This window comes from Enterococcus pallens ATCC BAA-351 (assembly GCF_000407485.1).
GTDB classification, from domain to species: domain Bacteria; phylum Bacillota; class Bacilli; order Lactobacillales; family Enterococcaceae; genus Enterococcus_A; species Enterococcus_A pallens.
In genome coordinates this window covers 401,315-423,845 of record NZ_ASWD01000003.1, presented here as the reverse complement: position 1 = coordinate 423,845, position 22,531 = coordinate 401,315, and the positions used below count along the sequence as shown (strand labels likewise).

General features: G+C 38.2%; 23 protein-coding genes. 19 read left to right on the top strand and 4 right to left on the bottom strand.

What is annotated here, in order from left to right; all coding sequences use genetic code 11:
• Positions 1-54: 54 nt before the first annotated feature.
• From I588_RS14570 to I588_RS14545, 6 genes are all read left to right on the top strand, one after another.
• A complete protein-coding gene (locus I588_RS14570) occupies positions 55-651 on the top strand; it encodes a nicotinate-nucleotide adenylyltransferase (RefSeq protein WP_051130128.1) in 597 nt (198 codons plus the stop codon).
• Complete coding sequence (gene yqeK, locus I588_RS14565) at positions 641-1,237, top strand: bis(5'-nucleosyl)-tetraphosphatase (symmetrical) YqeK (protein ID WP_010759519.1); 597 nt, start codon at positions 641-643, stop codon at positions 1,235-1,237. The genes I588_RS14570 and yqeK overlap by 11 nt, the downstream gene beginning before the upstream one ends.
• Positions 1,238-1,266: 29 nt before the next feature.
• Positions 1,267-1,605: a ribosome silencing factor gene (rsfS, locus tag I588_RS14560; RefSeq protein WP_010759518.1), complete on the top strand. Its 339-nt coding sequence runs from the start codon at positions 1,267-1,269 to the stop codon at positions 1,603-1,605.
• Entirely contained in the window at positions 1,605-2,330 is a 726-nt protein-coding gene (locus I588_RS14555; protein ID WP_010759517.1) for a class I SAM-dependent DNA methyltransferase, read from the top strand. Before rsfS ends, I588_RS14555 begins: the two co-directional genes overlap by 1 nt.
• Before the next feature lie 46 nt (positions 2,331-2,376).
• Positions 2,377-3,513: a nucleotidyltransferase gene (locus tag I588_RS14550; RefSeq protein WP_010759516.1), complete on the top strand. Its 1,137-nt coding sequence runs from the start codon at positions 2,377-2,379 to the stop codon at positions 3,511-3,513.
• A 72-nt stretch (positions 3,514-3,585) separates the two neighbouring features.
• The gene (locus tag I588_RS14545) at positions 3,586-4,305 is read left to right on the top strand and encodes a YebC/PmpR family DNA-binding transcriptional regulator (protein WP_010759515.1); all 720 of its coding nucleotides are present in this window, start codon (positions 3,586-3,588) and stop codon (positions 4,303-4,305) included.
• A gap of 52 nt (positions 4,306-4,357) precedes the next feature.
• Here the strand turns inward: I588_RS14545 and I588_RS27310 are convergent, their stop codons facing one another.
• Together I588_RS27310 and helD are read right to left on the bottom strand one after the other, a co-directional pair.
• Positions 4,358-4,528 (bottom strand): hypothetical protein, encoded by a 171-nt coding sequence (locus I588_RS27310; protein WP_010759514.1) that lies wholly within the window; start codon positions 4,526-4,528, stop codon positions 4,358-4,360.
• Positions 4,529-4,654: 126 nt separating this feature from the next.
• Positions 4,655-6,934 (bottom strand): RNA polymerase recycling motor HelD, encoded by a 2,280-nt coding sequence (helD, locus tag I588_RS14540; protein WP_010759513.1) that lies wholly within the window; start codon positions 6,932-6,934, stop codon positions 4,655-4,657.
• 177 nt (positions 6,935-7,111) lie between these two features.
• On the opposite strand from helD, the gene I588_RS14535 reads away from it, so the two are divergent.
• The 5 genes from I588_RS14535 (at position 7,112) to rpmG (ending at position 13,110) form a co-directional block, all read left to right on the top strand.
• Entirely contained in the window at positions 7,112-7,288 is a 177-nt protein-coding gene (locus I588_RS14535) for a 2-hydroxymuconate tautomerase (RefSeq protein WP_010759512.1), read from the top strand.
• 318 nt (positions 7,289-7,606) lie between these two features.
• Positions 7,607-9,547, top strand: a complete 1,941-nt coding sequence (thrS, locus tag I588_RS14530) for a threonine--tRNA ligase (RefSeq protein ID WP_010759511.1) — start codon at positions 7,607-7,609, stop codon at positions 9,545-9,547.
• A 398-nt stretch (positions 9,548-9,945) separates the two neighbouring features.
• The gene (locus I588_RS14525) at positions 9,946-12,060 is read left to right on the top strand and encodes a penicillin-binding transpeptidase domain-containing protein (protein ID WP_010759510.1); all 2,115 of its coding nucleotides are present in this window, start codon (positions 9,946-9,948) and stop codon (positions 12,058-12,060) included.
• A gap of 303 nt (positions 12,061-12,363) precedes the next feature.
• Entirely contained in the window at positions 12,364-12,840 is a 477-nt protein-coding gene (locus tag I588_RS14520; RefSeq protein WP_010759509.1) for a glutathione peroxidase, read from the top strand.
• A 105-nt stretch (positions 12,841-12,945) separates the two neighbouring features.
• Positions 12,946-13,110, top strand: coding sequence for a 50S ribosomal protein L33 (gene rpmG / locus I588_RS14515; protein WP_278253095.1), 165 nt, complete (start codon positions 12,946-12,948; stop codon positions 13,108-13,110).
• Between the two features lie 88 nt (positions 13,111-13,198).
• Here rpmG and I588_RS14510 read toward each other — a convergent pair whose 3' ends face one another.
• Positions 13,199-14,638 (bottom strand): amino acid permease, encoded by a 1,440-nt coding sequence (locus I588_RS14510; RefSeq protein WP_010759507.1) that lies wholly within the window; start codon positions 14,636-14,638, stop codon positions 13,199-13,201.
• A gap of 455 nt (positions 14,639-15,093) precedes the next feature.
• Between I588_RS14510 and I588_RS14505 the strand changes: the two genes are divergently transcribed.
• Together I588_RS14505 and I588_RS14500 are read left to right on the top strand one after the other, a co-directional pair.
• Complete coding sequence (locus tag I588_RS14505; protein ID WP_034694586.1) at positions 15,094-15,513, top strand: hypothetical protein; 420 nt, start codon at positions 15,094-15,096, stop codon at positions 15,511-15,513.
• Entirely contained in the window at positions 15,510-16,265 is a 756-nt protein-coding gene (locus I588_RS14500) for a DUF6681 family protein (protein WP_010759505.1), read from the top strand. The genes I588_RS14505 and I588_RS14500 overlap by 4 nt, the downstream gene beginning before the upstream one ends.
• Positions 16,266-16,293: 28 nt before the next feature.
• Here I588_RS14500 and I588_RS14495 read toward each other — a convergent pair whose 3' ends face one another.
• Complete coding sequence (locus I588_RS14495; protein ID WP_010759504.1) at positions 16,294-17,232, bottom strand: ABC transporter substrate-binding protein; 939 nt, start codon at positions 17,230-17,232, stop codon at positions 16,294-16,296.
• A 161-nt stretch (positions 17,233-17,393) separates the two neighbouring features.
• Here I588_RS14495 and I588_RS14490 point away from each other — a divergent pair, with 161 nt between their 5' ends.
• The 6 genes from I588_RS14490 to I588_RS14465 are packed head-to-tail and all read left to right on the top strand — an operon-like array spanning position 17,394 to position 22,435.
• The gene (locus tag I588_RS14490) at positions 17,394-18,197 is read left to right on the top strand and encodes an ABC transporter ATP-binding protein (RefSeq protein ID WP_010759503.1); all 804 of its coding nucleotides are present in this window, start codon (positions 17,394-17,396) and stop codon (positions 18,195-18,197) included.
• Complete coding sequence (locus I588_RS14485) at positions 18,187-19,170, top strand: FecCD family ABC transporter permease (RefSeq protein WP_010759502.1); 984 nt, start codon at positions 18,187-18,189, stop codon at positions 19,168-19,170. The genes I588_RS14490 and I588_RS14485 overlap by 11 nt, the downstream gene beginning before the upstream one ends.
• Positions 19,167-20,150, top strand: coding sequence for a FecCD family ABC transporter permease (locus tag I588_RS14480; RefSeq protein WP_051130118.1), 984 nt, complete (start codon positions 19,167-19,169; stop codon positions 20,148-20,150). Before I588_RS14485 ends, I588_RS14480 begins: the two co-directional genes overlap by 4 nt.
• Before the next feature lie 11 nt (positions 20,151-20,161).
• Positions 20,162-21,160, top strand: coding sequence for a GDSL-type esterase/lipase family protein (locus I588_RS14475; protein ID WP_010759500.1), 999 nt, complete (start codon positions 20,162-20,164; stop codon positions 21,158-21,160).
• Positions 21,161-21,215: 55 nt separating this feature from the next.
• The gene (locus I588_RS14470) at positions 21,216-21,767 is read left to right on the top strand and encodes a 5-formyltetrahydrofolate cyclo-ligase (RefSeq protein WP_010759499.1); all 552 of its coding nucleotides are present in this window, start codon (positions 21,216-21,218) and stop codon (positions 21,765-21,767) included.
• Complete coding sequence (locus I588_RS14465; protein WP_010759498.1) at positions 21,764-22,435, top strand: rhomboid family intramembrane serine protease; 672 nt, start codon at positions 21,764-21,766, stop codon at positions 22,433-22,435. Before I588_RS14470 ends, I588_RS14465 begins: the two co-directional genes overlap by 4 nt.
• Positions 22,436-22,531 lie beyond the last annotated feature (96 nt).

The window sequence follows — 22,531 nt, the reverse complement described above, 5'->3', positions numbered from 1 at the left end:
GAGGAGCAAACGTTGTATCAGCAAAGTGTAGTAACGATTCCAAAAGTCGAAGCAATGGTAGATGTGACTGAACCAAGAAAACAGGTTGGACTATTAGGTGGGAACTTTAATCCGATTCATCTAGCACATTTGATGATTGGGGAACAAGTAGGACAAAAGTTGGGATTTGACCATGTAGAACTTTTACCCTCCTATCTGCCGCCTCATGTTGATGAGAAAAAGACCATTGATAGTCAGCATCGTTTAAATATGGTAGAGTTAGCCGTTGAGGATAATCCTCATCTAACTGTGAACACAGTCGAACTAGCCCGCAAAGGAAAAAGTTATACTTATGATACAATTAAACAATTGACGTCAGAACATCCTGATACGGAGTACTATTTTATCATCGGTGGCGATCAGGTGGAATATTTGCCTAATTGGTATAAGATTGACGATTTGGTTCAAATGGTGCAATTTGTTGGTGTTAAGCGCCCTGGTTATGATGTAGAAAGTCCATACCCCATTATCTGGGTGGATGTGCCGCAAATTCAGCTATCTTCCAGTTATATACGTCAGCAAGTTAGACAAGGTTGTTCGATTCGCTACTTAGTACCAGAAAAGGTTCGTGAGTACATCGAAGAAGAGGGGCTGTATCTAGATGAATTATAGCAGACATTATTCACAATTGGATCGTGAAGCCTTGATGCAGGCTGTTCAAATGAGGATGAGTGAAAGGCGTTTTAAACATGTCTTAGGTGTGGAGGAAACAGCGATTGCATTGGCGGATCGCTATGGGGCTTCAACTGAAAAAGCTAGCATTGCCGCATTAACGCATGATTATGCTAAAGAAAGATCTGATGAAGAATTTCAACTGGCCATTGAACAAGGCGATTATAGGAATAAAAAGGAATTACTGAAATTCGGTAATGCCATTTGGCACGGATTGGTAGGTGCCGATTTTGTGAAACGTGAATTAAATATTGATGATGAAGAAATATTGCAGGCAATTCGTTTACATACGACAGGTGCTGCTGATATGACTATGTTAGATAAAATTATCTATGTTGCGGATTATATCGAGCCAGGCCGTAATTTTCCCGGAGTAAATGATGCTCGAACAATTGCCTTACGGGATTTAGATGAAGCTGTTGCCTTTGAAACAAAACATACATTAAGTCATTTAATAGAAGAAGAACAATTGGTTTACCCAAAAACAATAGAAACTTATAATCGTTGGGTAGCTGGAGTACGTTAAGGAGGAGAATTACCATAGATAGTAAACAAATGTTGGAGATTGCTGTAAAAGCTGCTGATTCGAAACGGGCAGTTGATATTGTTGCTTTAGATGTTTCTGAGGTATCATTGCTAGCTGACTATTTTCTTATTTGTTCAGCGAATTCTGACCGTCAGATTAATGCGGTTGTTGAAGCAATAATGGAAAAAGAAGAAGAAAATCAGGTAGAAGTAAAACGTGTTGAAGGAAAAGATGGTGGGAAATGGGTGCTGATTGATCTGGGTGACTTGATCGTTCATGTTTTCAGTAACTCTGAACGTGAATTCTATAATTTAGAAAAGCTATGGTCTGATGCACCATTAGTAAATATTGAGGCTTGGTTAGATTAATGGCCTATGAAACGTTTGCATTGGTTTATGATGAGGTAATGGATGACAGCCTATATCAAAAATGGCTGGATTTTTCTTTACGTCATTTACCATCAGCTAGTTGCAATTTGCTAGAGCTAGCCTGTGGTACTGGAGCACTGGCGGTGGCATTTGCCAATGCTGGTTGTACAGTGACTGGGTTGGATCTATCAGAAGATATGTTAATGCTGGCTCAAGATCGGGCATTATCTGAAGGTGTAGAGATTCAGTTGATTGCTGGTGATATGTTAGATCTAACTGACATCGGCACATATCAAGCAGTCACTTGTTTTTCTGATTCATTATGCTACATGGAAAACCAAGAACAGGTATTAAAGGTTTTCCAAGGAGTCTATAGTTTATTGGAAGAAAATGGTGTTTTTATTTTCGATGTTCATTCACTTTATCAAATGGACACTGTTTTTCCTGGTTATAGTTTTCATGATCAAACGGAAGACTTTGCTTTCTTATGGGATAGTTATGTTGGAAAGGCTCCTCACAGTATTGAGCATTTCCTAACTTTCTTTGTGAAAGAAGGCGAATACTTCGAGCGAATCGATGAGCTGCATCAAGAGCGAACATACTCGCTGGAAACGTATCAGGAATTGCTGAAAAAGGCTGGATTTCAAAGTAAGGTTTATGCTGATTTTGAAGATGAAGCACCCAATGAAACAAGTAAGCGTTGGTTTTTTGTTTGTTATAAGTAAGATGAGACAGTTATTGTCTCATCTTTTTTTGAAAAGGAGGCAGTTTATGCGGAGTTGTGGAATTATCGTGGAGTATAATCCATTTCACAATGGACATCGTTATCATGCTGAGATGGCTAAAAAGCTTACTGGGGCTGAGGTAGTAATCGCAGTAATGAGTGGGAATTTTTTACAGCGTGGCGAACCTGCTTTTATGGATAAATGGATGCGAACAGAGGCTGCTTTAAGCAATGGAGTCGACTTAGTGGTGGAGCTGCCTTTTTCTTGGGCGGTTCAATCGGCAGATTATTTTGCTAAAGGTGGGATAAAATTGCTGCAGGCATTAAACTGTGATGCACTTTGTTTTGGAACAGATAGTCAAGAAACAATCGACTATCAACAATATGGTCAACTCTTTGTTGAAAAGCAAGCGGCTGTGGACCTTTTATTTCATCAATTGCCCATTGGGATGAGCTATCCAGAAAAAATGGCAGAGGTTGTACGTCAGCTATTTCCTGCGATTCAAGAATTTCCACCTAATCATATCCTAGGACTAAGTTATGCTAAGGAAAATGCTACATACGCTCATCCGATGGCTATCTATCCATTGCCTCGCAAAGATCAAGGCTACCATGATGTTGAAATGTTAAGTGAACAGTTTGCCAGTGCTACTGGTATTCGCCAGGCCTTTATTAAAGGTGAAGATATAACATCTTTTGTTCCAAAAGAAACAATGAAACATTTGAACCGGGCAATTTCATGGGAGAATTTTTGGCCGTTCCTTAACTATCAAGTAACAGTCAGTACAGCTGCTCAAATGACGAATATCTACCAGATGAATGAAGGAATTGAACATCGTCTGAAAAAGATTCAAGCAAATAGTTTTTCTGATTTTCTGCAACAAGTTAAGACGAAACGATACACAACGACTCGTCTACAAAGGCTATTGACTTATTTTTTATTGCAGGTTCGATCAGAAGAAATTAGGAATGAACAGGAGCAAAGCATGCTGCACATTTTGGGTTTCACCAAACAAGGGCAAGAATACTTAAGAGAGCATAAGAAAAATTTTACTTTGCCGTTAGCCGCTAAAATTGGTCAAGCAGAAAAACAAAACCTCTTTTTAACTTATCGAGCAGATCAGTTATATCAACTGATTCATCCAGTAGAACAAAATTTAGGACGTACTCCTATTCGATTGTAAAAAAAACTTTCAAAACCACACAGTTATGGGTATAATGAAAAAGTATGAAATCAACGAAAGTGAAGTGAAATTATGGGTCGTAAATGGGCAAACATCGTTGCGAAGAAAACTGCAAAAGATGCAAACAACAGCCGAGTTTATGCAAAATTTGGGATTGAGATTTATGCAGCAGCTAAATCAGGTGATCCAGATCCACACGCGAATCAAAAGCTACGTTTTGTTATTGAACGGGCAAAAACTTATAATGTACCAAAGCATATTATTGATCGAGCAATCGAAAAAGCGAAGGGTTCTGGAGATGAAAACTATCAAGAACTTCGTTATGAAGGCTTTGGACCAAACGGCTCAATGGTAATTGTTGATGCATTAACCAATAATGTAAACCGTACAGCCGCTGATGTGCGAGCTGCTTTTGGTAAAAACGGCGGAAACATGGGTGTATCCGGTGCAGTTTCTTATATGTTTGATAACACTGCTCTATTTGGTTTCTCCGATGAAGACGCAGATGAGATTCTTGAATATTTAATGGAACAGGATATTGACGTAAGAGATGTTGTGGAAGAAGAAGACCAAGTGATTGTTTACGGTGAACCAGAAGATTTTAACAGCATCCAAGAGGCACTAAAGGCAAAAGGAATTACTGAGTTTTCTGTGGCAGAAATGCAAATGATTCCACAAAATGAGGTTTCCTTAAGTGGCGATGATTTAGAAAAATTTGAAAAGATGATAGATGTACTGGAAGAGTTAGAAGATGTTCAGCAAGTCTTTCACAATGTAGAATTTGAAGATTAAAAAAGCGCGTTGTGCTCATGAGGCACAGCGCGTATTTTTTATATTTTCACGTTTACATCAGACTCAGAAAGATTTCCACCACAAGCAAAGCACCCGAAACTAATGCTCGCCAAAAGCGATTGTTGATTTCAAGTTCGCGGTAATGAATAGTAGAAGTTCCACAAATGTATAAGCTTATAACAATGACAAGCAATACTATTCCCGCAATCATCCAACCATTCATAAAAAATCCCTCCTTGCTACTATTATACTCTATTCCTTCCAAAAAAACTTTCAGACCAAAGTCCGATTTTAATTTGCCATAAAAGTATTTAACCAATGATAAAAAACACAGCCTAAGGAGACTGTGTTAGATATGCTCTATTTGATAAAGTTCTTCAGGGATATGTTCCAACAGAGGACTTTTTTGTTCTATTGTTAAAAGCTTCAATTCGTGCATGGCACGAGTGCATAGTGTATACAAAATTAATTTATCTTGTTCAGTGTAATAATTTTTAGGTGAGATATTCCAACCATAGACACGGTCAAATTCCAATCCTTTGGCCAAGTAGGTTGGAATGATAATGAGAGATTTGCGCATAAAATCCTCTTCATCAGTTAACAGCTGTACTTGTGCCTGCTGATCTGGAGATAATTGATTAAAAAGTTCCTTACAGTCTTCGACAGTTTTACCGATAATAGCTGTGCGCCAATATTTTGCTTTTTCTGCTGTTTCAGCTATCTCATTCATTAAATGCTTCAGCATTGCCTGCTGATCTACAGCATAATAAATTGTTGGTCGATCTCCTTTGCGGGCAGTTAACTGTACACGATTTTCCTGTGTTAGAAATTGATTAGCAAAATGAGTAATTTCCTCCGTCGACCGATAGCTGGTTGTTAACTGATGATGCGTAATTGTTTGTTCAGGAAAGATTGCTTCTAATGCTTCAACCATACTCTCATTGCCAAATACTTTTTGATTCAAATCCCCAGAAAACGTATACGTCGCTTTGGGATAAAGCTGTTTTAGTAAAGCTACTTGAGCTGGTGAAAAATCTTGCATTTCATCGATAAAAATAAAACGAGCTTTTTGTTTAACATGCAGTGGGTACATAGATTTCATTAATAAAAACATCAACGTACCATCTTCAAGACTAAGATCTCGACGCTGAAAATCTTTACGTAAGGTTTGCAGCATTTCTTGCCAGTCCTGTTTTGATAGCTGATAACGAGTAAGTAGAGCAGCAGGAACCGTTTGAAGAAAATGTAAATACTGCTTGCCATAATTAATGAAGGTAAAACGCATAATTTTCCGTTTAATCGGACGCATCTTTTTACGAACAACTTTTTGCCGGAATTGTCGCTGCATACGTCGTTCATTTTTTTCGGAATCTTCTAAATCAGGATTGTCGATATAGGCTTGCTGCAGTAGTTCATCGGCAGCATGCTTAACCCAGTCCTTTTTCATTTCATCTTTTTCTAATCCACCGAGTTTTTTCAACAGTTTTGTCTGCAAAAGCTGCATGCGTTGGTACATTGGTAAATTAGGATTTGCTTCTTGATACCAAGCTCTAATCTGTTCCTTTTTAATTAAAGGCTGGCCTTCTAGGGTTAAGTCTCTGAATAAAGGTCCAATAGATGTTATTTTATTGCAATAATCTGCTAAGGCTTCGACAATTAGCCAGCTGCTTTTTGCCCGCAGAACGCGATCATCTTGTCCTGATAAAAAGACTTCTTCATGACTATCTTCTGTATGAATTTGATAGAGAGGCAGCAGCTTTCCTAAAAAGCTTTTGAAGGTTTCAGTCGGAATACCACTTTCTCCTAATGAAGGCAACACAGTCGAGATATAGTCTGAAAAAATATGATTAGGTGAAAATAAAAGCACTTGCTCATTGTCTAACCATTTACGATTATGATATAAAAGATAGGCAACTCGTTGTAAAAGAGCAGAAGTTTTCCCGCTGCCGGCAATACCTTCTACTACTAATAATTTACTATGGGTATCACGAATAATTTGATTTTGCGCCTTTTGAATTGTTGAGACGATATTTTTCATGTGGTTAGACGACGCTTCATCTAGAATTTCTAGTAGGAAATCATCATTGATTGCTTCAGAAGTATCCACCATTGAAAGGATTTGTCCATCACGAATTTTAAATTGACGCTTCAAAAGTAATTCCACATCTACGGTAGTATCGTAGGTTTCATAATTAGTGGCTCCAAGCTCACCTTCATAGTAAAGGTTAGCGATAGGTGCTCGCCAGTCAATAATAACGGTTTCTTCTGTCGAATCGCGTAAAGAAGCAATTCCTAGATATAAAGTCTCAGCTTCTAAGTCTTCTTTAAAATCAATTCGGGCAAAGTAAGGATTTCCCTTCATTAGACGGAGAACTTTTTGTCTTTTCTCTTGAGCCGCCAAGGTTTGATAGCGAACCAATAATTCTTGTTCGTGCTGACGTGTATCTGCCATGGTTTCAGCTAAGGCTTCAAAAGAACCAGATTGGATTCTTTGTCCCGCACTTTCTTGTAGATTTTCTTGGAATTGCGTTCTATTTTTAGTTCTTTGTTTTTCTAATAATTGGTTCTCATGATCGATTAAAGCAACAGTCTGTTTCAAGTGTTGCTGCTCTTCTTGTCTAGGGTTCATTAATTGGTCCTCCTTGCTGATAACAGCATACTAGTATAGCACAAAATTTAATAAATGTAATCTTTGCTAGTCAGAATGAATTGAGAAAACCAGAGGTGATTGTCGGAAAAATCATTGCGGTAACGTAGAACAATAGTATAATGAAAAGGTAATAATCATTTAAGAGGAGGAAAAAACATGCCATTTGTTCATATTGAATTAGTTGAGGGAAGAAGTCAGGAACAATTAACTAAAATGATGGAAGAGGTAACTGAAGTCATTTCTAAAAACACAGGAGCTCCGAAAGAAAACATCCATGTTATTTTAAGCGAATTAAAAAAAGGAACCTATGCTGTAAATGGCAAGTGGAAATAAATAATTATGTTTATGGGTTGCTTTTTTAGAATCTTAGTGTTTTAATGTGAGTATAAATTGATTGTTGATGAAAGACACCTGAACTTGAATGCTGTTTATCAGAGAGGAAAAGCTAGGCTGAAACTTTTCTAAATGTAGCGCAAGGGATGACCACTTTCACAGACCTCTGTAAAAATGCAGAGGCGGAAAATGCGCCGTTATCGCATACGAGGAGCAGTTAGCTCAAAGATTAGGTGGAACCACGTTGATTCGTCCTAGTACCGATTATGGTACTAGGACTTTTTTTTATTTTCAATCAAACGAAGGAGGAATTTATCCATGGCAGTAAATATTTCATTTCCAGATGGATCAGTCAAAGAATTTCATGATGGTGTAACTGGACGAGAGATTGCAGAAAGTATTTCAAAATCATTAGCCAAAAAAGCATTGGCTGTAGTTGTAAATGGTGATTTGGAGGATTTGAGCCGTCCCATTGAGCAAGATGCAGAGTTAAAAATTGTTACCGATAAAGATGAGGAAGCATTGTTCTTAATGCGTCACTCGACAGCACATTTAATGGCTCAAGCAATGCGTCGTTTGTTTCCGAATATTCATTTCGGAGTAGGACCTGCAATTGATTCAGGCTTTTACTACGATACTGACAATGAAGATGGTCAAGTTTCTGAAGAGGATTTTCCAGCCATTGAAAAAGAAATGAAGAAAATTGTGAAGGAAAATCTGCCAATCGAACGTAAGGTAATGAGTCGGGCAGAAGCTTTAGAGTTCTTTAGTTATGACCCATACAAAGTGGAATTAATTCAAGATTTGCCAGAGGATGAAGTGATCACGGCTTATACGCAAGGGGAATTCACTGATTTATGTCGGGGACCACATGTTCCGTCAACTGGAAAAATCAAAGTCTTCAAATTGTTATCAGTAGCTGGTGCTTACTGGCGCGGCAATTCAGACAATAAAATGATGCAGCGGGTTTATGGAACAGCCTTCTTTAATCAAGCTGATTTAGATGAGTTCCTTCGTTTGCGCGAAGAAGCAAAAGAACGCGATCATCGTAAATTGGGCCGGGAACTAGACTTATTTATGATTTCGCCTGAAGTTGGCTCCGGACTACCATTTTGGTTGCCAAAAGGCGCAACTATTCGCCGCGAAATCGAACGCTACATTGTTGATAAAGAATTATCTATGGGTTATGAGCATGTATATACGCCAGTTTTAGCTAATACTAGCCTATACAAAACTTCAGGCCACTGGGATCATTATCAAGAAGATATGTTCCCAATTATGGATATGGGCGATGGCGATGATTTAGTTTTGCGTCCAATGAACTGCCCGCACCACATGATGGTCTACAAAGATCGGATTCACTCTTACCGTGAGTTGCCAATTCGTTTAGCAGAATTAGGAATGGATCACCGTTATGAAAAATCAGGGGCATTATCTGGCTTACAACGAGTTCGTGAAATGACAATGAATGACGCGCATATTTTTGTTCGTCCTGATCAAATTAAAGAAGAATTTCGTCGTACATTAGATCTAATTTTGGAAGTTTACAAGGATTTTGGATTTGAAGATTATCGCTTCCGTTTAAGCTACCGGGACCCAGATAACACTGAAAAATACTTTGATGATGATGAAATGTGGGAAACTTCTCAAGGCTTGCTGAAGGAAGTTATGGATGAATCTGGTTTTGATTATTTTGAGGCGGACGGCGAGGCGGCCTTTTATGGTCCTAAACTAGATGTTCAGGTTCAAACAGCTTTAGGTACAGAAGAAACATTGTCTACGATTCAATTTGACTTTTTGCTGCCTGAGCGTTTTGATTTAACTTATATTGGTGAAGATGGAAAAGAACATCGTCCAGTTGTTGTTCACCGTAGTGTTGTTTCTACAATGGAACGTTTCACTGCATACTTGATTGAACAATATAAAGGAGCCTTCCCAACTTGGCTGGCGCCAGAACAAGTTGTCGTAATCCCTGTTTCAGTTGAGCATCATGGCGATTACGCTTATGAAGTGAAGAACCGTCTTAAAGTAGAAGGTGTTCGAGTGGAAGTCGATGAACGCAATGAAAAAATGGGCTACAAAATTCGTCAGGCACAAACGCAAAAAATCCCATATATTTTAGTTGTAGGGGATAAAGAAGCTGAGAGTGCCAGTGTGAATGTTCGCCGTTACGGTAGTGAAGAGCAAGAAGTTCAAGAATTAAACATCTTTGTTGAAGCAATCAAGGATGAAATCCAAAACTTCAGCCGAAATCGCTAAACTCTTGCATGACAAAAACAATTCTCTTAAGCAGAGCCTAAGTCGGTTTTGCTTAAGAGAATTTTTTAGTTAATAGAGGGATAGCATATCTGGTTGTGGATAACTTCTTTCCATCAGCCTTGAGGACATCCAGTTTTTGACAGTTTTGTCTGCCTTAAAGTTTTCCACATTTTTTTGTAGAGAAAAATGTTTCACGTTTGGAAAATAGAAATTCGATTTTTTTAGCGTAATTTAAAGGTTTCTTGCAATATGATTGGGAGGACGAATTCTTCCTGTGAAACAGAACAGTCAACTACTAAAAAAAGATTAAACTAAGGAATAATTTAATGAATTCTTCTTTTTAAAAAAAATATTATCGGATACAATAGAAAAAGCAGACAAAACGAAAGGAATTTCTCATGAAACAATCCAATCCATTAAAAAGGTGGTTCGAAAAACTAAAGGCCGCAGATGAGGCTGGCAGAAACCACAATAAAAGCCATGTACCGTTTCGACTGAATTTCTTATTTTTTGTTATTTTTACTTTATTCGTTTTATTAGTGGGACGGTTGGGCTATTTACAAATTGTTAACGGAGATAAAATGGAGGAGCAGTTAAAGGCTTCTACTACTATTAAAGTCACTGGAAGCACTCCCCGCGGTTCAATTTATGATGCAAACGGGGTTGCTTTAGTAGATAATCAATCCAATAAGGCTATTACCTTCACACGCGGAAATACGATGGAAGGCAAAGACATTTATGAGCTAGCCAATAAACTAAATGCTTTAATTGATGTTCCAGCAGATGAAAATCTGACGGAGCGTGATAAAAAGGATTATTGGTTAGGAGATCCTGCACATCTAAAGGAAGCAGAGGATCGTTTATCTTTTAAAGAGAAAAATTTAGATTCTTCTAATGAATACCAAAAGCTTGTAGACAAGGTAACAGACAGTGATATCCAATTTGATGAAAATCAACTAAAAGCAGCAACTATATTTAAACGTATGAGTAGTGCCTCTGCTCTAAGTACGGTTTTTGTCAAAAATGAAGGTGTCACCGATGAAGAGCTAGCGGTTGTGGCCGAGCGAACAGCGGAATTGCCCGGAGTATCAACAGGCGTCGATTGGCAACGCAAATATAACAATGATTTAGATGACTCTTTGCGCAGTATTTTGGGAACTGTTTCTTCTGTGCCTGCTGAAGATTTAAAGGAATATTTGAAAAAAGGATATGCTCGAAATGACCGTGTAGGAACAAGCTATCTGGAAAGACAATATGAAGATGAGCTTCAAGGGAAAAAGAGCGAGTACGAGGTTTCTCTTAACCAAGAAGGAAATGTCACTAATCAGAAAGAAATTAGCGAAGGAGAAAAAGGCTCTAATTTGATGCTGACGATTGATACCAATTTCCAAAAAAGGGTGGAAGAAATTGTCAAAAGCCATTATCAAACCTTGATTGACAATGGTCAAGCGCAATATTCACCAGGTGTTTATGCAGTAGCTTTAGATCCTAATAATGGACAGGTAATGGCTATGACCGGGTTTTCTCATAAGCCTGGAAGCCGACAGGTGGAAGAATTTGCTTTAGGTACTATTTTAAATAACTTCGAACCTGGATCTGTTGTTAAGGGTGGAACAGTAACGGCCGGCTACGAAACTGGTGCTATTACTGGAAATGATACGCTGATTGATGAGCCAATAAAATTAGCAGGTACTGCTTTAAAAGGTTCAATTTACAATAAAGTATTAGGATACAAAATACCCTTAAACACTGTACAAGCACTGGAAATTTCTTCTAATGCTTACATGATGCAAATTGTTTTACGGATGTTAGGTGTTAATTACAGCTATGACATGAATCTGCCAGAAAGTGCCAGCTCTGAAGAAATGTATAACAAGTTGCGAAATGCTTTTGCGGAATATGGTATGGGAGTCAAGACCGGTATTGATTTGCCGGGTGAATCCTCTGGTTTAGTGAATACTAAATTTGGTGAATCCGGTGGACCTGGTGGCGGTAATTTGTTGGACCTTTCCTTTGGTCAGTATGATACTTACACTGCGATGCAATTGGCCCAATATGCGGCTACAGTAGCCAACGGTGGAACAAGAATCGCTCCTCATGTTGTTAAAGGAGTTTATGGCAATAATGGCAGCGGTGGTTTAGGTGATTTGCAAAAAGAGATTACTGGTCAAGAGTTAGGAAAAGTAAATATTACACCGGAACAGATGGGGATTATTAAACAAGGCTTTTACCAAGCTGTACACGGAAGCAATGGTTATACAACAGCCAAAGATTTACAGACAGCGGCTTTAGATACTTCAGCTAAAACTGGGACAGCGGAAACTTCAGTAACAATCAATGGACAGGTGATTCAAACAATCAATAGTAATTTGGTTGCTTATGCACCTTCAGATGCGCCGAAGATTGCAATTAGTGTCATGCTGCCAAACTTATCTGTGGATCATGATGATACTAATAAGGCTATTGCAAAAGATATTATTAATGCCTATGCAGAAATGTATGGCAATAATTAGAGAGAAGATCAATTGGTCTTTTCTCTTTTTTTATCCGTTCTGCTTTTCGCAGCATGCAAATGGATAGTAACTACATAAAAATTTCAAAAAATCAGAAAAGTAAACAGTATTGTAGAATGATATGCGCGAGAGAATGAGAGTCGTTTTTCGGTTTTAGAAAAATGCTTTCCTATTTTACGAATTAGTTGTCGTTAATTATTAAGAGAATGAATAAATTTGACTCTTTTTAAGACAGAATGATAGGTAAATAGCTAATTGACCGAGTATACTTTTAAAAGATACAAAAGCTGGGAGGAATTAGATATGTCAATTTACGACTTTGTGATTAAACAGACCAATGGAACTGAAAAAAAGATGACAGATTATCAGGATAAAGTTTTGCTGATTGTAAATACAGCAACGGGCTGCGGGTTTACTCCGCAATATGAAGGACTGCAAAAGCTTTATAACGACTATCAAGCAAAAGGATTTGAGGTACTAGATTTTCCTTGTAATCAGTTTGGAAATCAAGCACCTGGCAGTAATGAAGAGGTAGCAGCTTTTTGTCAAATGAATTATCAGACAACTTTTCAAACTTTTAGCAAAGTAAATGTTAATGGAGAAAATGAGTCTCCAGTTTATACTTACTTGAAAGCTGCGCAAGGTGGTTTACTTAACAAAGACATCAAATGGAATTTCACTAAATTTTTGGTGGATCGCCAAGGGAAAGTTGTAAAACGCTATGCACCGCAGACTAAACCGGAAGAAATTGCTGAGGATATAGAAGCATTATTGAGTTAACGTCAAGTAGAACTACTTAACAAAATTGATAAAAATACTAGTCAAACCCCTTAAAACATGGTATGATGTTCAAGTCTGAGAGTTATCTTGGAAAGATTGCTATGTATGGGAGGGAAAGACATGCGCGTAAACATTACTTTAGAATGTACTTCTTGCAAAGAACGTAACTACCTAACGAATAAAAACAAACGTAACAATCCTGATCGTTTGGAAAAGAAAAAATATTGCCCACGTGAACGCAAAGTTACTTTGCACCGTGAAGTAAAATAATAGTAACAAGGCCGAAATCATTCATTGCGAAGATTTCGGTTTTTTTTGATTAAGAAAAACCGGAATCTCAAAGGATTCCGGCAAGGGGTTAACTGATTTTCTTTCGTTCTCTTCTAGCCCACATCGGTAGGATCATTCCTAATAAAATCAATACAAATGGTGTCAAAATATTTGAAATCAATTGGAAGATCCAAGATGATGGATCCGCTGCATAATCTGCCTTAGGAATCATACCAAGGATACAAGCAAAGGCCGTAAAAGCAAAACACCACAATCCAACAATAAAGCCTAATTTGGGATTTTTAATGAATTTGTATTCCGATTGGAACTTTTTAATTTGCCGATTCAGCATCATGTAGGCAAAGAATACCCAAATATAACGCATTGGCATCACTACCGAATTCAGATTGGTCAGCCATTTTACTAATTCACTCATGTTTTTGATACCAAATACCGGCAAAATAATGATGATACTAACTAATACACCTGTTAACAGATAACCATTAATCAATGTTCCTTTACTGTTACGTTTACGCAGCCAGCTAGGAACAAATTCAGGATCAGCCTCAGAAAGTAAAATTTTCAATGGTGCGTCAATTGAGAAAGCCAAGGCAGATGCTTGAACCGCAGTTTGAGCAAATCCGTAAACGATCATGAAAAAGTCGCCCACACCAAAGTGATTCCCTAAGATTTGGAAAGCACTATACGCACCATTAGCCATTAAATCTTCTGGTATACGATTACTATTAAACAGCAGCCCCATAGCAACGGACCCTAAAACAGCGCTTAAGCCAATCATCACAGCCATAAAAATCATTGCTTTAGGGAAGTTCTTTGTCGGACGATCAATAGAGTTTACATAAGGAGATATTTTTTCTGCTCCCCCAACAGCAAAGACCAGCATGGATATGGTGGCAAAATAACTTAAATTAAAATCTGGAATATAAGTGCTTAGTTGATTCATTTGCGGCGTAGCTGCTGTAAACGAGGTATCCATAAAAGGAATTGCTACAGCCAGGATAATAAATAAGATTGACATAACTAACATTGCGGATCCAGCAACACTTCCGATTACTTTTAAGGTGGTTAAGCCTTTTGTAGATAAGAAAAGGAAGAATAGAAAAATGAGCAAAGATATAATCGCAACTGTTTGAACACTCATACTAGTTGCTACATCACCGTTTCGTTTAAAGACCCAACCCAACGCGATAAGAACAGATTGGGGTTTTTGTGCCAAATAAGTAATGTGTACGACCCAATAAGTCCAAGCAGCATAGTAAGCCAAGCGGTGACTATTTGTAGTCTCCTTAATCCATGAGCTGACACCACCAGCATTACTTTTAAAGGTAGAACCTAATTGACCAACAATTAGTGCATAAGGGATAAAATACAATGCCATAATTAGAATCCAAGAAGTAACTACCGAAATTCCTTGTTGCGCATAGTTATTTACGACATTACCAAACCCCCACACCATACTAAAGGCTATTATTGATACCGTAAACCAACGAATCTTTTTCTCGTCCATTATTTTTCTCCAATCTTTTTTTTGAGAGAGTCCATCTAAAATACATTTGCAATTAACAAGATCACTCTTTCACAATAAGTATAAAGCGTTTTCTCGTGATTGAATGAAAAGGTTAGGGAATTTTCATTTGTCATAAAAAACAATTCACTTTTTTGGTAAAAATCGTCGGTTTTATAGCATTTCTAAAATAATTTTTCTCTAATGTATCTCACGATAACCTAATGTAAGTAAGGACATCCGTTTTTGTAATCGCATTCCGAATAATCTGCTTTGCAATTGAAAAGAAAAGTTGAAAAATATTCATAGTTTTATAAGGAAAAACTAAACTTCACGTGTTAAAACAGTGGGTAACGTATTTTGTCTTTTTTCAAAAAGCAGTACCAACTAAAGATTTTGTAAATTTAAGACAAAAGCGATACTTTTCGGCAAAAAGAATTCGAAGGGGAGTGAGTGATTTGCGGAAAGTACCACCTATTTTAAAACCGATTGCTTTATTAACTATTTCCATTTTAATAGCTACAGCGACGGGGGTAGCGAATGGTGCAAGTTATCGTCAACCAAGTACTGGCAGTTCGAGTACAATTGAACCAAGTACTAGTGAAGTAACGACGACCTCTACGACCTCAGCTGAGAATCAAATGACGCCAGAGTCAAGTTCGGTTTATGAAAATAATCAATCAAGTGCTCCTAGTTCAACACAAAGGGATCAACAAACTATTCGTGAGAGCTCTGTTTCGGACTCTTCAAACGAAAACCAAACTGTTCCTTCTTCTGGTCAAGCTGAACAAACTGTGCCCTCACAAGAGCAGAATAATGTTCCAGCACAGCAGCAAAAACAACCAGCAAGTACACCTGAAACGAGGGAAGCACAATGACTTTTTTATTAGATATTATTAATGAATTGAATAAGTTTTTGGGTTATTTGGATATTAGTCCAAAGTATTTGAATCGTGGTTATACGATTTTAAGTATTTTTCCAACGGTCTATATTTTACGAATTGTTTATGGGTTGTGGCTAAATCAAAATTACGTTCAGTTTTTCTTGTACAGTGTTGTCTTTCTAGTCCTTGTTTACTTTTTGATTTTGAATGTTTTTTACTATTTTTTAGATAAAAATAGTAAACTGGATGTTACCCAATTGTTTGTTAAATATTTGCCAGATGATGCATTTAATATCCAAGGGGAAAGAAAACAGGCTAAGTCAATTCCTACTGAGGATGCGAAAGAAATTAGGGTCGATTATCTCGAAGATTATCAATTGAGATTAGCTAGCAACATCCAATCTTTAATTGATTCAAATGATTTAAGGGTCAGAGATATTGAGAAGGAAGAAGGCTTTTTGATCAGTGAGAATACCTTGTATCCTTATTACTATTTAAAACAAGAAAACGAGAAAACCTATTCTCTCCAAATCGGAACAAGTTATCGCGATTTAGAAAAAGTAGGAGAAATTCATCAAACAACAGAATTACATCCTCTAGGGCTGTTTATTGTTGGTGGGGATTTTATTAAGAATGGCATTCGTTACCATGAGCCCTATCGCTTAAAACTGTTAGCTCGACCTGAACCTCCTATGAATAGTGGAGCTAGAAGCCGCAGACACAAAAATAGCAAAAGCTCCTCGTAATTTTTAAATCAGCGAGGAGCGTTTGCTTCTATTTCAGAACTTCTTTAATATTTTCTACCATTTTCGTATAGGCAATTGGCCCATTGTACAACCAGCTTGTTTCAGGTCCAAATTCATACAGCTGCTTATGTTTAACAGCTGGAATATTTTGCCAAAGGGGATCTTCAAACATAGCTGCCCCTTGATCGCTGTTAACGAGAAATAGATAGTCAGCATCCAATTGAGACAAACTTTCTAAAGATACAGGGGACCAGTCAGAGGAGGCCTTTTCACTGACTTCTTTAGTCAGGGCAGGAACTTCAAATCCAAGATCATCGTAGAGCAGCCTTCCACTAGAACGATTTTCGGCTACCATAAATGCGGAGTTATTAGTAACCCAAAGTACAGCCGCCGATTTCCCCTCAATTTTGCCACCTAATTCTTTTTTTGTTTCAGCGATTAACGTTTCGTAATTTTCTTCCACTTTTTTGGCTTGTTCTTCTTTGTCAAAGACTTTACCAATCTCATTTAGTTGTTCTTTCCAAGTTACCCCATCTCCATTTTTTACTACATAGGTGGGAGCAATTTTTGCATATTCATCATATTTACCACCTTCAACAGTCGCATTGGAGCCAATCAGTAAAAGATCAGGTTCATATTTTAATACTTCTTCGTAAGGCAAATCATAGTTAATTGTTGGAATATCTTTTAAATCATCCTGCAGGTAATCTTGAATACTACCCTTTCCGACGGTCCATTGTGCAACTGGCTTTTCGTCCAATGCAACTAAATAGTCCTCTAAATAGGAAGCGATAACTCGCTTTGGTTTCTCTGGTATTTCAACTTTATGATCTTGCGCGTCAGTGAGCTGACGGGTGATAGAATCGCTGGAGCTGGATTCTGATGAATTAGATTGACCACAGGCGCTTAACCCTACCAAAGCAAACAGTACCGCTGCCGCTAAAACAAATTTTTTATTTTTTATCATGAAAGAACTCCTTTGTTTTTTTTAATTGAGAATGCTTCTCAATAGCCATTATTACTGAAAGTTTCGGCAGTGTCAACAACGAATTTATCTTAAGAATAGTTGACGTATAGAAAGATTAAAGCGATAATTGAGAATGGTTATCAAAGGAACGGAGAATACATATGACGAAATTAACGACAACGGATCTGTCTGTTGGTTATGATAAAAAAATAATTTTAAATGATGTGACGATTGACATTCCAGAAGGAAAAATCACTAGTTTAATTGGCCCAAATGGGAGCGGAAAATCGACATTGTTAAAGGCTATGGCACGGATTTTATTGCCTAAAAAAGGACAAGTGCTGATTGACGGGAATGATATACACCAAATGGATACAAAAGCAGTGGCCAAAAAAATTGCTTCCTTGTCTCAAACGAGTGATCAAATTAGTGGCTTAAGTGTTGAGGAGCTAATTGCGTATGGAAGGTTTCCTTATCAAAGTGGTTTTTCTGGATTAAAGAAAGAGGATCGTCAATGGATAGAGTGGGCACTGGAGGTTACGGATTTAATTAATCTTAAAGCTCGACCGTTGAATACTCTTTCTGGAGGACAGCAGCAACGGGTATGGATTGCAATGGCATTGGCACAAAATACGGACATTCTTATTTTAGATGAGCCGATTACCTTTCTAGACCCGGCACATCAACTGGAAATTTTAGAATTGTTGCAGGCTATCAATCAAAAAGGAAAAACGATTTTGATGACTATTCATGATTTAAACCATGCCTCGCGTTTTTCTGACCATATTTTGGGAATGAAGGCAGGACAACTACTTTTCCAAGGAACACCTTATCAAGTATTTACCACTGAAAACATGGCAGAATTATTTGAGATTGAAGCAATATTTTATTCTTCGGTCACCCAGCAAAAACCAATGATACTATCTTATGAGTTGCTAAAGCGGGGGAAGACGTATGAAGCGTAGTGCCTTTTTTATAGTAGCTACTGTATTGTTAATACTTTCAATGGTGGCCTCACTTAAATATGGTGCAGTACCAATTAGTTGGCAGGAAATCTGCAATTCCTTTACGTCATTTGATGTATCTGATCAAGGACAGCAATTAGTTCGTACGTTGCGCTTGCCACGTATGTTTGGATCAGTATTAGTAGGTGCGGGATTTGCAACGGCAGGGGCTTTAATGCAGGGAATTACTAATAATCCAATTGCGGATTCAGGTTTGTTAGGAATTAATGCTGGTGCAGGCTTGGGCTTGGCGCTAGTATTTGCGGTAACTGCGAGTCCATCTCCCTTGACAGCGATTATTGCTTCTTTTTTTGGAGCATTTGTAGCGTTGATCGTCATTTATATTGCTTCATCAAAACTTTCTATCGGCTTTAATCCGATCCGCATTGTTTTATTAGGAGCAGCCTTAAGTGCTTTTTTTTCAGCGATTAGTCAAAGTATCAGTTTGGTTTTTCAGTTGAATCAAGATATGACTTTTTGGTATGTAGGAGGCAGTGCCAATATTTCGTGGCAGCAGCTGCGTTGGGCTTTCCCTTTAATACTCTTTGGTTTAATAGGAACGATTTTCTTGGCTCCCCAAGTGACTTTATTGAGCATGGGAGATGAGACAGCAATTACTTTAGGTAAGAAGCCGGCAATTATTCGGAAGTGGAGCATGGGGTTTGTTTTGCTGTTGGCAGGTACTTCTGTTTCTTTGGTGGGATCAGTTAGTTTTATTGGTTTAATTGTTCCTCATGTAGTTCGTTACTTTATCGGACAGGATTATCGGCTGGTGTTGCCTGCTTCTGCCCTAATTGGTGCGTTATTCTTTGTGGTTGCCGATATTGCTTCCCGTTTGATTGCACCTCCATTAGAAACTCCGGTTGGTGTGTTAGTGACAATTATTGGGGTTCCCTTGCTGCTTTTGCAGATACGAAGGGGGAGTATCACTTGAGGAAAAGAATGAAATGGCTGGTATTAGCAATCTTACTCATAGCAGGCTGTATACTGAGCTTAACTTTAGGAACATTACCATTGTCTATAGGAGAACTTTTCAATGTTTTTTCAGGGCAAGCAACTGCTGCTCAAAAATTGATTGTCGTTGATTTTCGCTTGCCTCGTTTGCTCATTTCTATTCTGGCTGGGATGGGACTGGCTTTGTCCGGTTATCTTTTTCAAACAATTACTCATAATGATTTAGCTGACCCAGGAATTTTAGGAATCAATGCTGGAGCAGGGTTTACAGTTTTGGTCTATTTAGGTTTCTTTGCTAATAATCAAGCGAGCTGGATGCTGCCTCTTGTCGCTTGTTTTGGAAGCATCGGAGCAGCCTTCTTAGTGTATTATTGTGGAAGGCAGTCCGAAAAGATTGTTCCCAATCGTTTACTTTTGTCTGGTGTCGCGGTGAACGCAGGAATTTCGGCATTGACCTTGATTGGTACTATTCGAGCTTCGGAGGATAGTTATACATTTGTAACTAGCTGGTTAGCTGGAACAATTTGGGGAACCACCTGGCAGCATGTTTTCTTATTATTACCTTGGTTGATTATCCTTTTTCCAGTACTTTTATTGCGGGGGAGAACCTTAAGAGTGATGAGTTTGGGGGACGAGATTGCAATTGGATTAGGAGTACGTTTAAAAGTATCTCAACTATTTTTCTTATTGTGCGCGCTTTGTTTAGCCGCTGTGAGTGTGTCCGTGGCAGGAAGTATCAGCTTTATTGGACTAATTGCTCCGCATATTGCAAATAATCTTGTAGGAAGAAAGAGCATTGCTAGTTTAGTGATGACTGGTATTATCGGCAGTCTGTTATTGCTGTATAGTGATATTGTTGGTCGGTTAATTTTAAACAGTGGCGAGATAGCCGCTGGGATTATTGTGTCAGTTATTGGTGCACCATATTTTGTCTATCAACTTCTCAAAAGTAAGCATTAGGAGGGATTGTAATGGCGTGGACGACTGTGTGGAGTCATGCTCATCGAGGATTTGCTTCTTATGGAACAACCAGAGGAGACGTTTCTTTGCGTTTTCGTCGTTTTCCTCTATTAAAAAGAATTCGTTTCGTATTTTATAATGAATATGGAACCGAACCGCTAATGGTACGTGATGTAACCTTTCAAAATAAGTTAGTCGCTTCAGAATTTCGGATTCTACCAGGGGAGATTTACCGAACAGATAGTTTTTTACTAGATGAAAATAACTCAAATTGGATATTAGATTTTTCGGTGGAACAAGCTGTTAGCGGATTTGCCTTTGCGGATAGTGATTTTATAGGGCGGAATGATAAACGCAGTACGATGAATTTTTGTCCAGGGTTGTTTGCAATCGAAGCTGATCTGGTAGGAAGTCAATGTATTATTGCTTTAGGGGACTCTTTGACTGAGGGTGCAACTTGGATAGCTCCTTTGCAGCAAAAACTGCGACCTGAGGGTGTATTTCTAGTGAATCAGGGAATAAATGGTAGTCAGTTGCTGCAGGCTAGTAGTGACCGTAAAACTCAAGATCAACGGGAATATTTTTATGGATTTGACGGAGTAACTCGGCTGCAGCATTGCTTAGCTACCCATCAAGAAGTTAAAAAGGTCATTTTTTCATTGGGCGTTAATGATTTGTTAAGTGAAACAGTTAAACTAGCAGCAATGCAGCAGCAAATCGAACAAATAGCTGCTTTATGTAAAAAAAAGCAGGTTCAGCTTTTCGTTTGTGGAATTACTCCTTTTGCTGGCAATGCGAAAGCTTCGCAACAAAATTTGATGTTACGCAAGGAATTTAATCTTTGGCTGCAGCAAAGATTCCAGGATAGTTTTTGGGACTTTTCATCAATTGTCGGTGAGGATGATCAGCTGCTTTCGGTCTTTGACAGCGGCGATCATTTACATTTTAATGCAGCGGGAGGACTCGCCATTTCTAGAAGTATTGATTTAGAATTGTTAAAGGGGAACTAACCCCCTTTTTATTTGTGCTTTTTTTTGGTAGTATCGTTGGATAGGAGAAAGATAAATGAAAAAAAACAAAATGCGCCAATTGATGATTGAAAAATTAAATAAACTGGCTGTTGATGGAAGGCGTCAAGAACAGGTAGAATCAATTTACCGCAAGTTTTTTCAAAGCGATCTTTGGCTTTCGGCAACCAGCATTGGTGTTACTATTGCTACCGATTTTGAATTTCCTACGGCGCCCTTGATTCAGCGGGCACTTTTAGAGGGGAAAAAAGTAGCCGTTCCTAAGTCATTGCCTAAGCGGCAGCTGATTTTTTATTGGATAGACAAAACCACCACCTTTGAGCTGTCAAAATTTGGGGTGGAAGAACCAATTAGTGATGAGCAAGCGAATCCGGATGAATTGGACCTAGTTGTTGTTCCGGGATTGATTTTCAAAGAAAATGGCTATCGAATCGGTTTTGGTGGAGGATTTTATGATCGCTTTTTGGCAAATTATTCTGGGAGAACGGCAAGCTTTGTTTTTGTCGAACAACTGATGGAAAGCTGGGAGGAAGAACCTTTTGACCTGCCAGTCCAACAATTATTTATTGGAGAAATGGAGGAACAATGAGAAGAAGTCAACCTTATGTAACGTATACTTTTTTAGGAATTAACACAGTATTTTTTCTACTGGAATATTTAATTCCTTCTTTGCGAGTTAACGAACGACTAGGAATGTTTATTCCTTCAGTCATCTTAGGTCATGAATATTGGCGCTTTTTAACGCCGATGGTCATTCACTTTGGCTTAATGCATTTTGTACTTAATTCAGTAGTCTTGTACTATATGGGACAGCAGTGTGAAGCAATTTTTGGTCATTGGCGGTTCGGTTTAGTCTATATTTTAAGCGGATTGATGGGCAATATGGGCAGCTTTGCTTTTAATGACTTAGGTGTTTTATCTGGCGGAGCTAGTACAGCGATTTTTGGTTTATTTGGCGCTTTCTTGGTAGTAGGATACCACTACCAGGATAATCCGGCAGTGCAAGGATTGACCAGACAGTTCGGTCTGTTCATTTTACTAAATTTAGTCTTTGGTTTATTTGATTCCTCGATTGATCTTTGGGGACATTTAGGTGGTTTGCTAGGTGGTGCACTATCTGGCTTGATGTTGGGAGTTCCCCACGGTGAAGACCGTTTTTCCATTCGTGGACGCATCACTGGTGGACTATTCTTTGCCTTTTTTGTAGTTGTCGCAGTATTATTAGCTTTTCGTAAGATCGGATTGCCTATTATATAAATCGGGAAATTTTTTCCCGATTTTTTGTCGGAATTTCGAAAAAATGTACATAGGAATTTGAAGGACTGAAATAAATCAATTTTTCAGCTTACGAAA

Coding starts and splice junctions, on each gene's coding strand:
- helD (WP_010759513.1), bottom strand. CDS start 6,934: ATGAACCCTAGACAAGAAGAGCAGCAACACTTGAAACAGACTGTTGCT.
- I588_RS14555 (WP_010759517.1), top strand. CDS start 1,605: ATGGCCTATGAAACGTTTGCATTGGTTTATGATGAGGTAATGGATGAC.
- I588_RS27310 (WP_010759514.1), bottom strand. CDS start 4,528: ATGAATGGTTGGATGATTGCGGGAATAGTATTGCTTGTCATTGTTATA.
- I588_RS14465 (WP_010759498.1), top strand. CDS start 21,764: ATGAGAAGAAGTCAACCTTATGTAACGTATACTTTTTTAGGAATTAAC.
- I588_RS14475 (WP_010759500.1), top strand. CDS start 20,162: ATGGCGTGGACGACTGTGTGGAGTCATGCTCATCGAGGATTTGCTTCT.
- I588_RS14500 (WP_010759505.1), top strand. CDS start 15,510: ATGACTTTTTTATTAGATATTATTAATGAATTGAATAAGTTTTTGGGT.
- I588_RS14495 (WP_010759504.1), bottom strand. CDS start 17,232: ATGATAAAAAATAAAAAATTTGTTTTAGCGGCAGCGGTACTGTTTGCT.
- I588_RS14520 (WP_010759509.1), top strand. CDS start 12,364: ATGTCAATTTACGACTTTGTGATTAAACAGACCAATGGAACTGAAAAA.
- yqeK (WP_010759519.1), top strand. CDS start 641: ATGAATTATAGCAGACATTATTCACAATTGGATCGTGAAGCCTTGATG.
- I588_RS14470 (WP_010759499.1), top strand. CDS start 21,216: ATGAAAAAAAACAAAATGCGCCAATTGATGATTGAAAAATTAAATAAA.
- I588_RS14525 (WP_010759510.1), top strand. CDS start 9,946: ATGAAACAATCCAATCCATTAAAAAGGTGGTTCGAAAAACTAAAGGCC.
- I588_RS14485 (WP_010759502.1), top strand. CDS start 18,187: ATGAAGCGTAGTGCCTTTTTTATAGTAGCTACTGTATTGTTAATACTT.
- thrS (WP_010759511.1), top strand. CDS start 7,607: ATGGCAGTAAATATTTCATTTCCAGATGGATCAGTCAAAGAATTTCAT.
- I588_RS14545 (WP_010759515.1), top strand. CDS start 3,586: ATGGGTCGTAAATGGGCAAACATCGTTGCGAAGAAAACTGCAAAAGAT.
- I588_RS14510 (WP_010759507.1), bottom strand. CDS start 14,638: ATGGACGAGAAAAAGATTCGTTGGTTTACGGTATCAATAATAGCCTTT.
- I588_RS14535 (WP_010759512.1), top strand. CDS start 7,112: ATGCCATTTGTTCATATTGAATTAGTTGAGGGAAGAAGTCAGGAACAA.
- rpmG (WP_278253095.1), top strand. CDS start 12,946: ATGGGAGGGAAAGACATGCGCGTAAACATTACTTTAGAATGTACTTCT.
- I588_RS14550 (WP_010759516.1), top strand. CDS start 2,377: ATGCGGAGTTGTGGAATTATCGTGGAGTATAATCCATTTCACAATGGA.
- rsfS (WP_010759518.1), top strand. CDS start 1,267: ATGTTGGAGATTGCTGTAAAAGCTGCTGATTCGAAACGGGCAGTTGAT.
- I588_RS14490 (WP_010759503.1), top strand. CDS start 17,394: ATGACGAAATTAACGACAACGGATCTGTCTGTTGGTTATGATAAAAAA.
- I588_RS14570 (WP_051130128.1), top strand. CDS start 55: ATGGTAGATGTGACTGAACCAAGAAAACAGGTTGGACTATTAGGTGGG.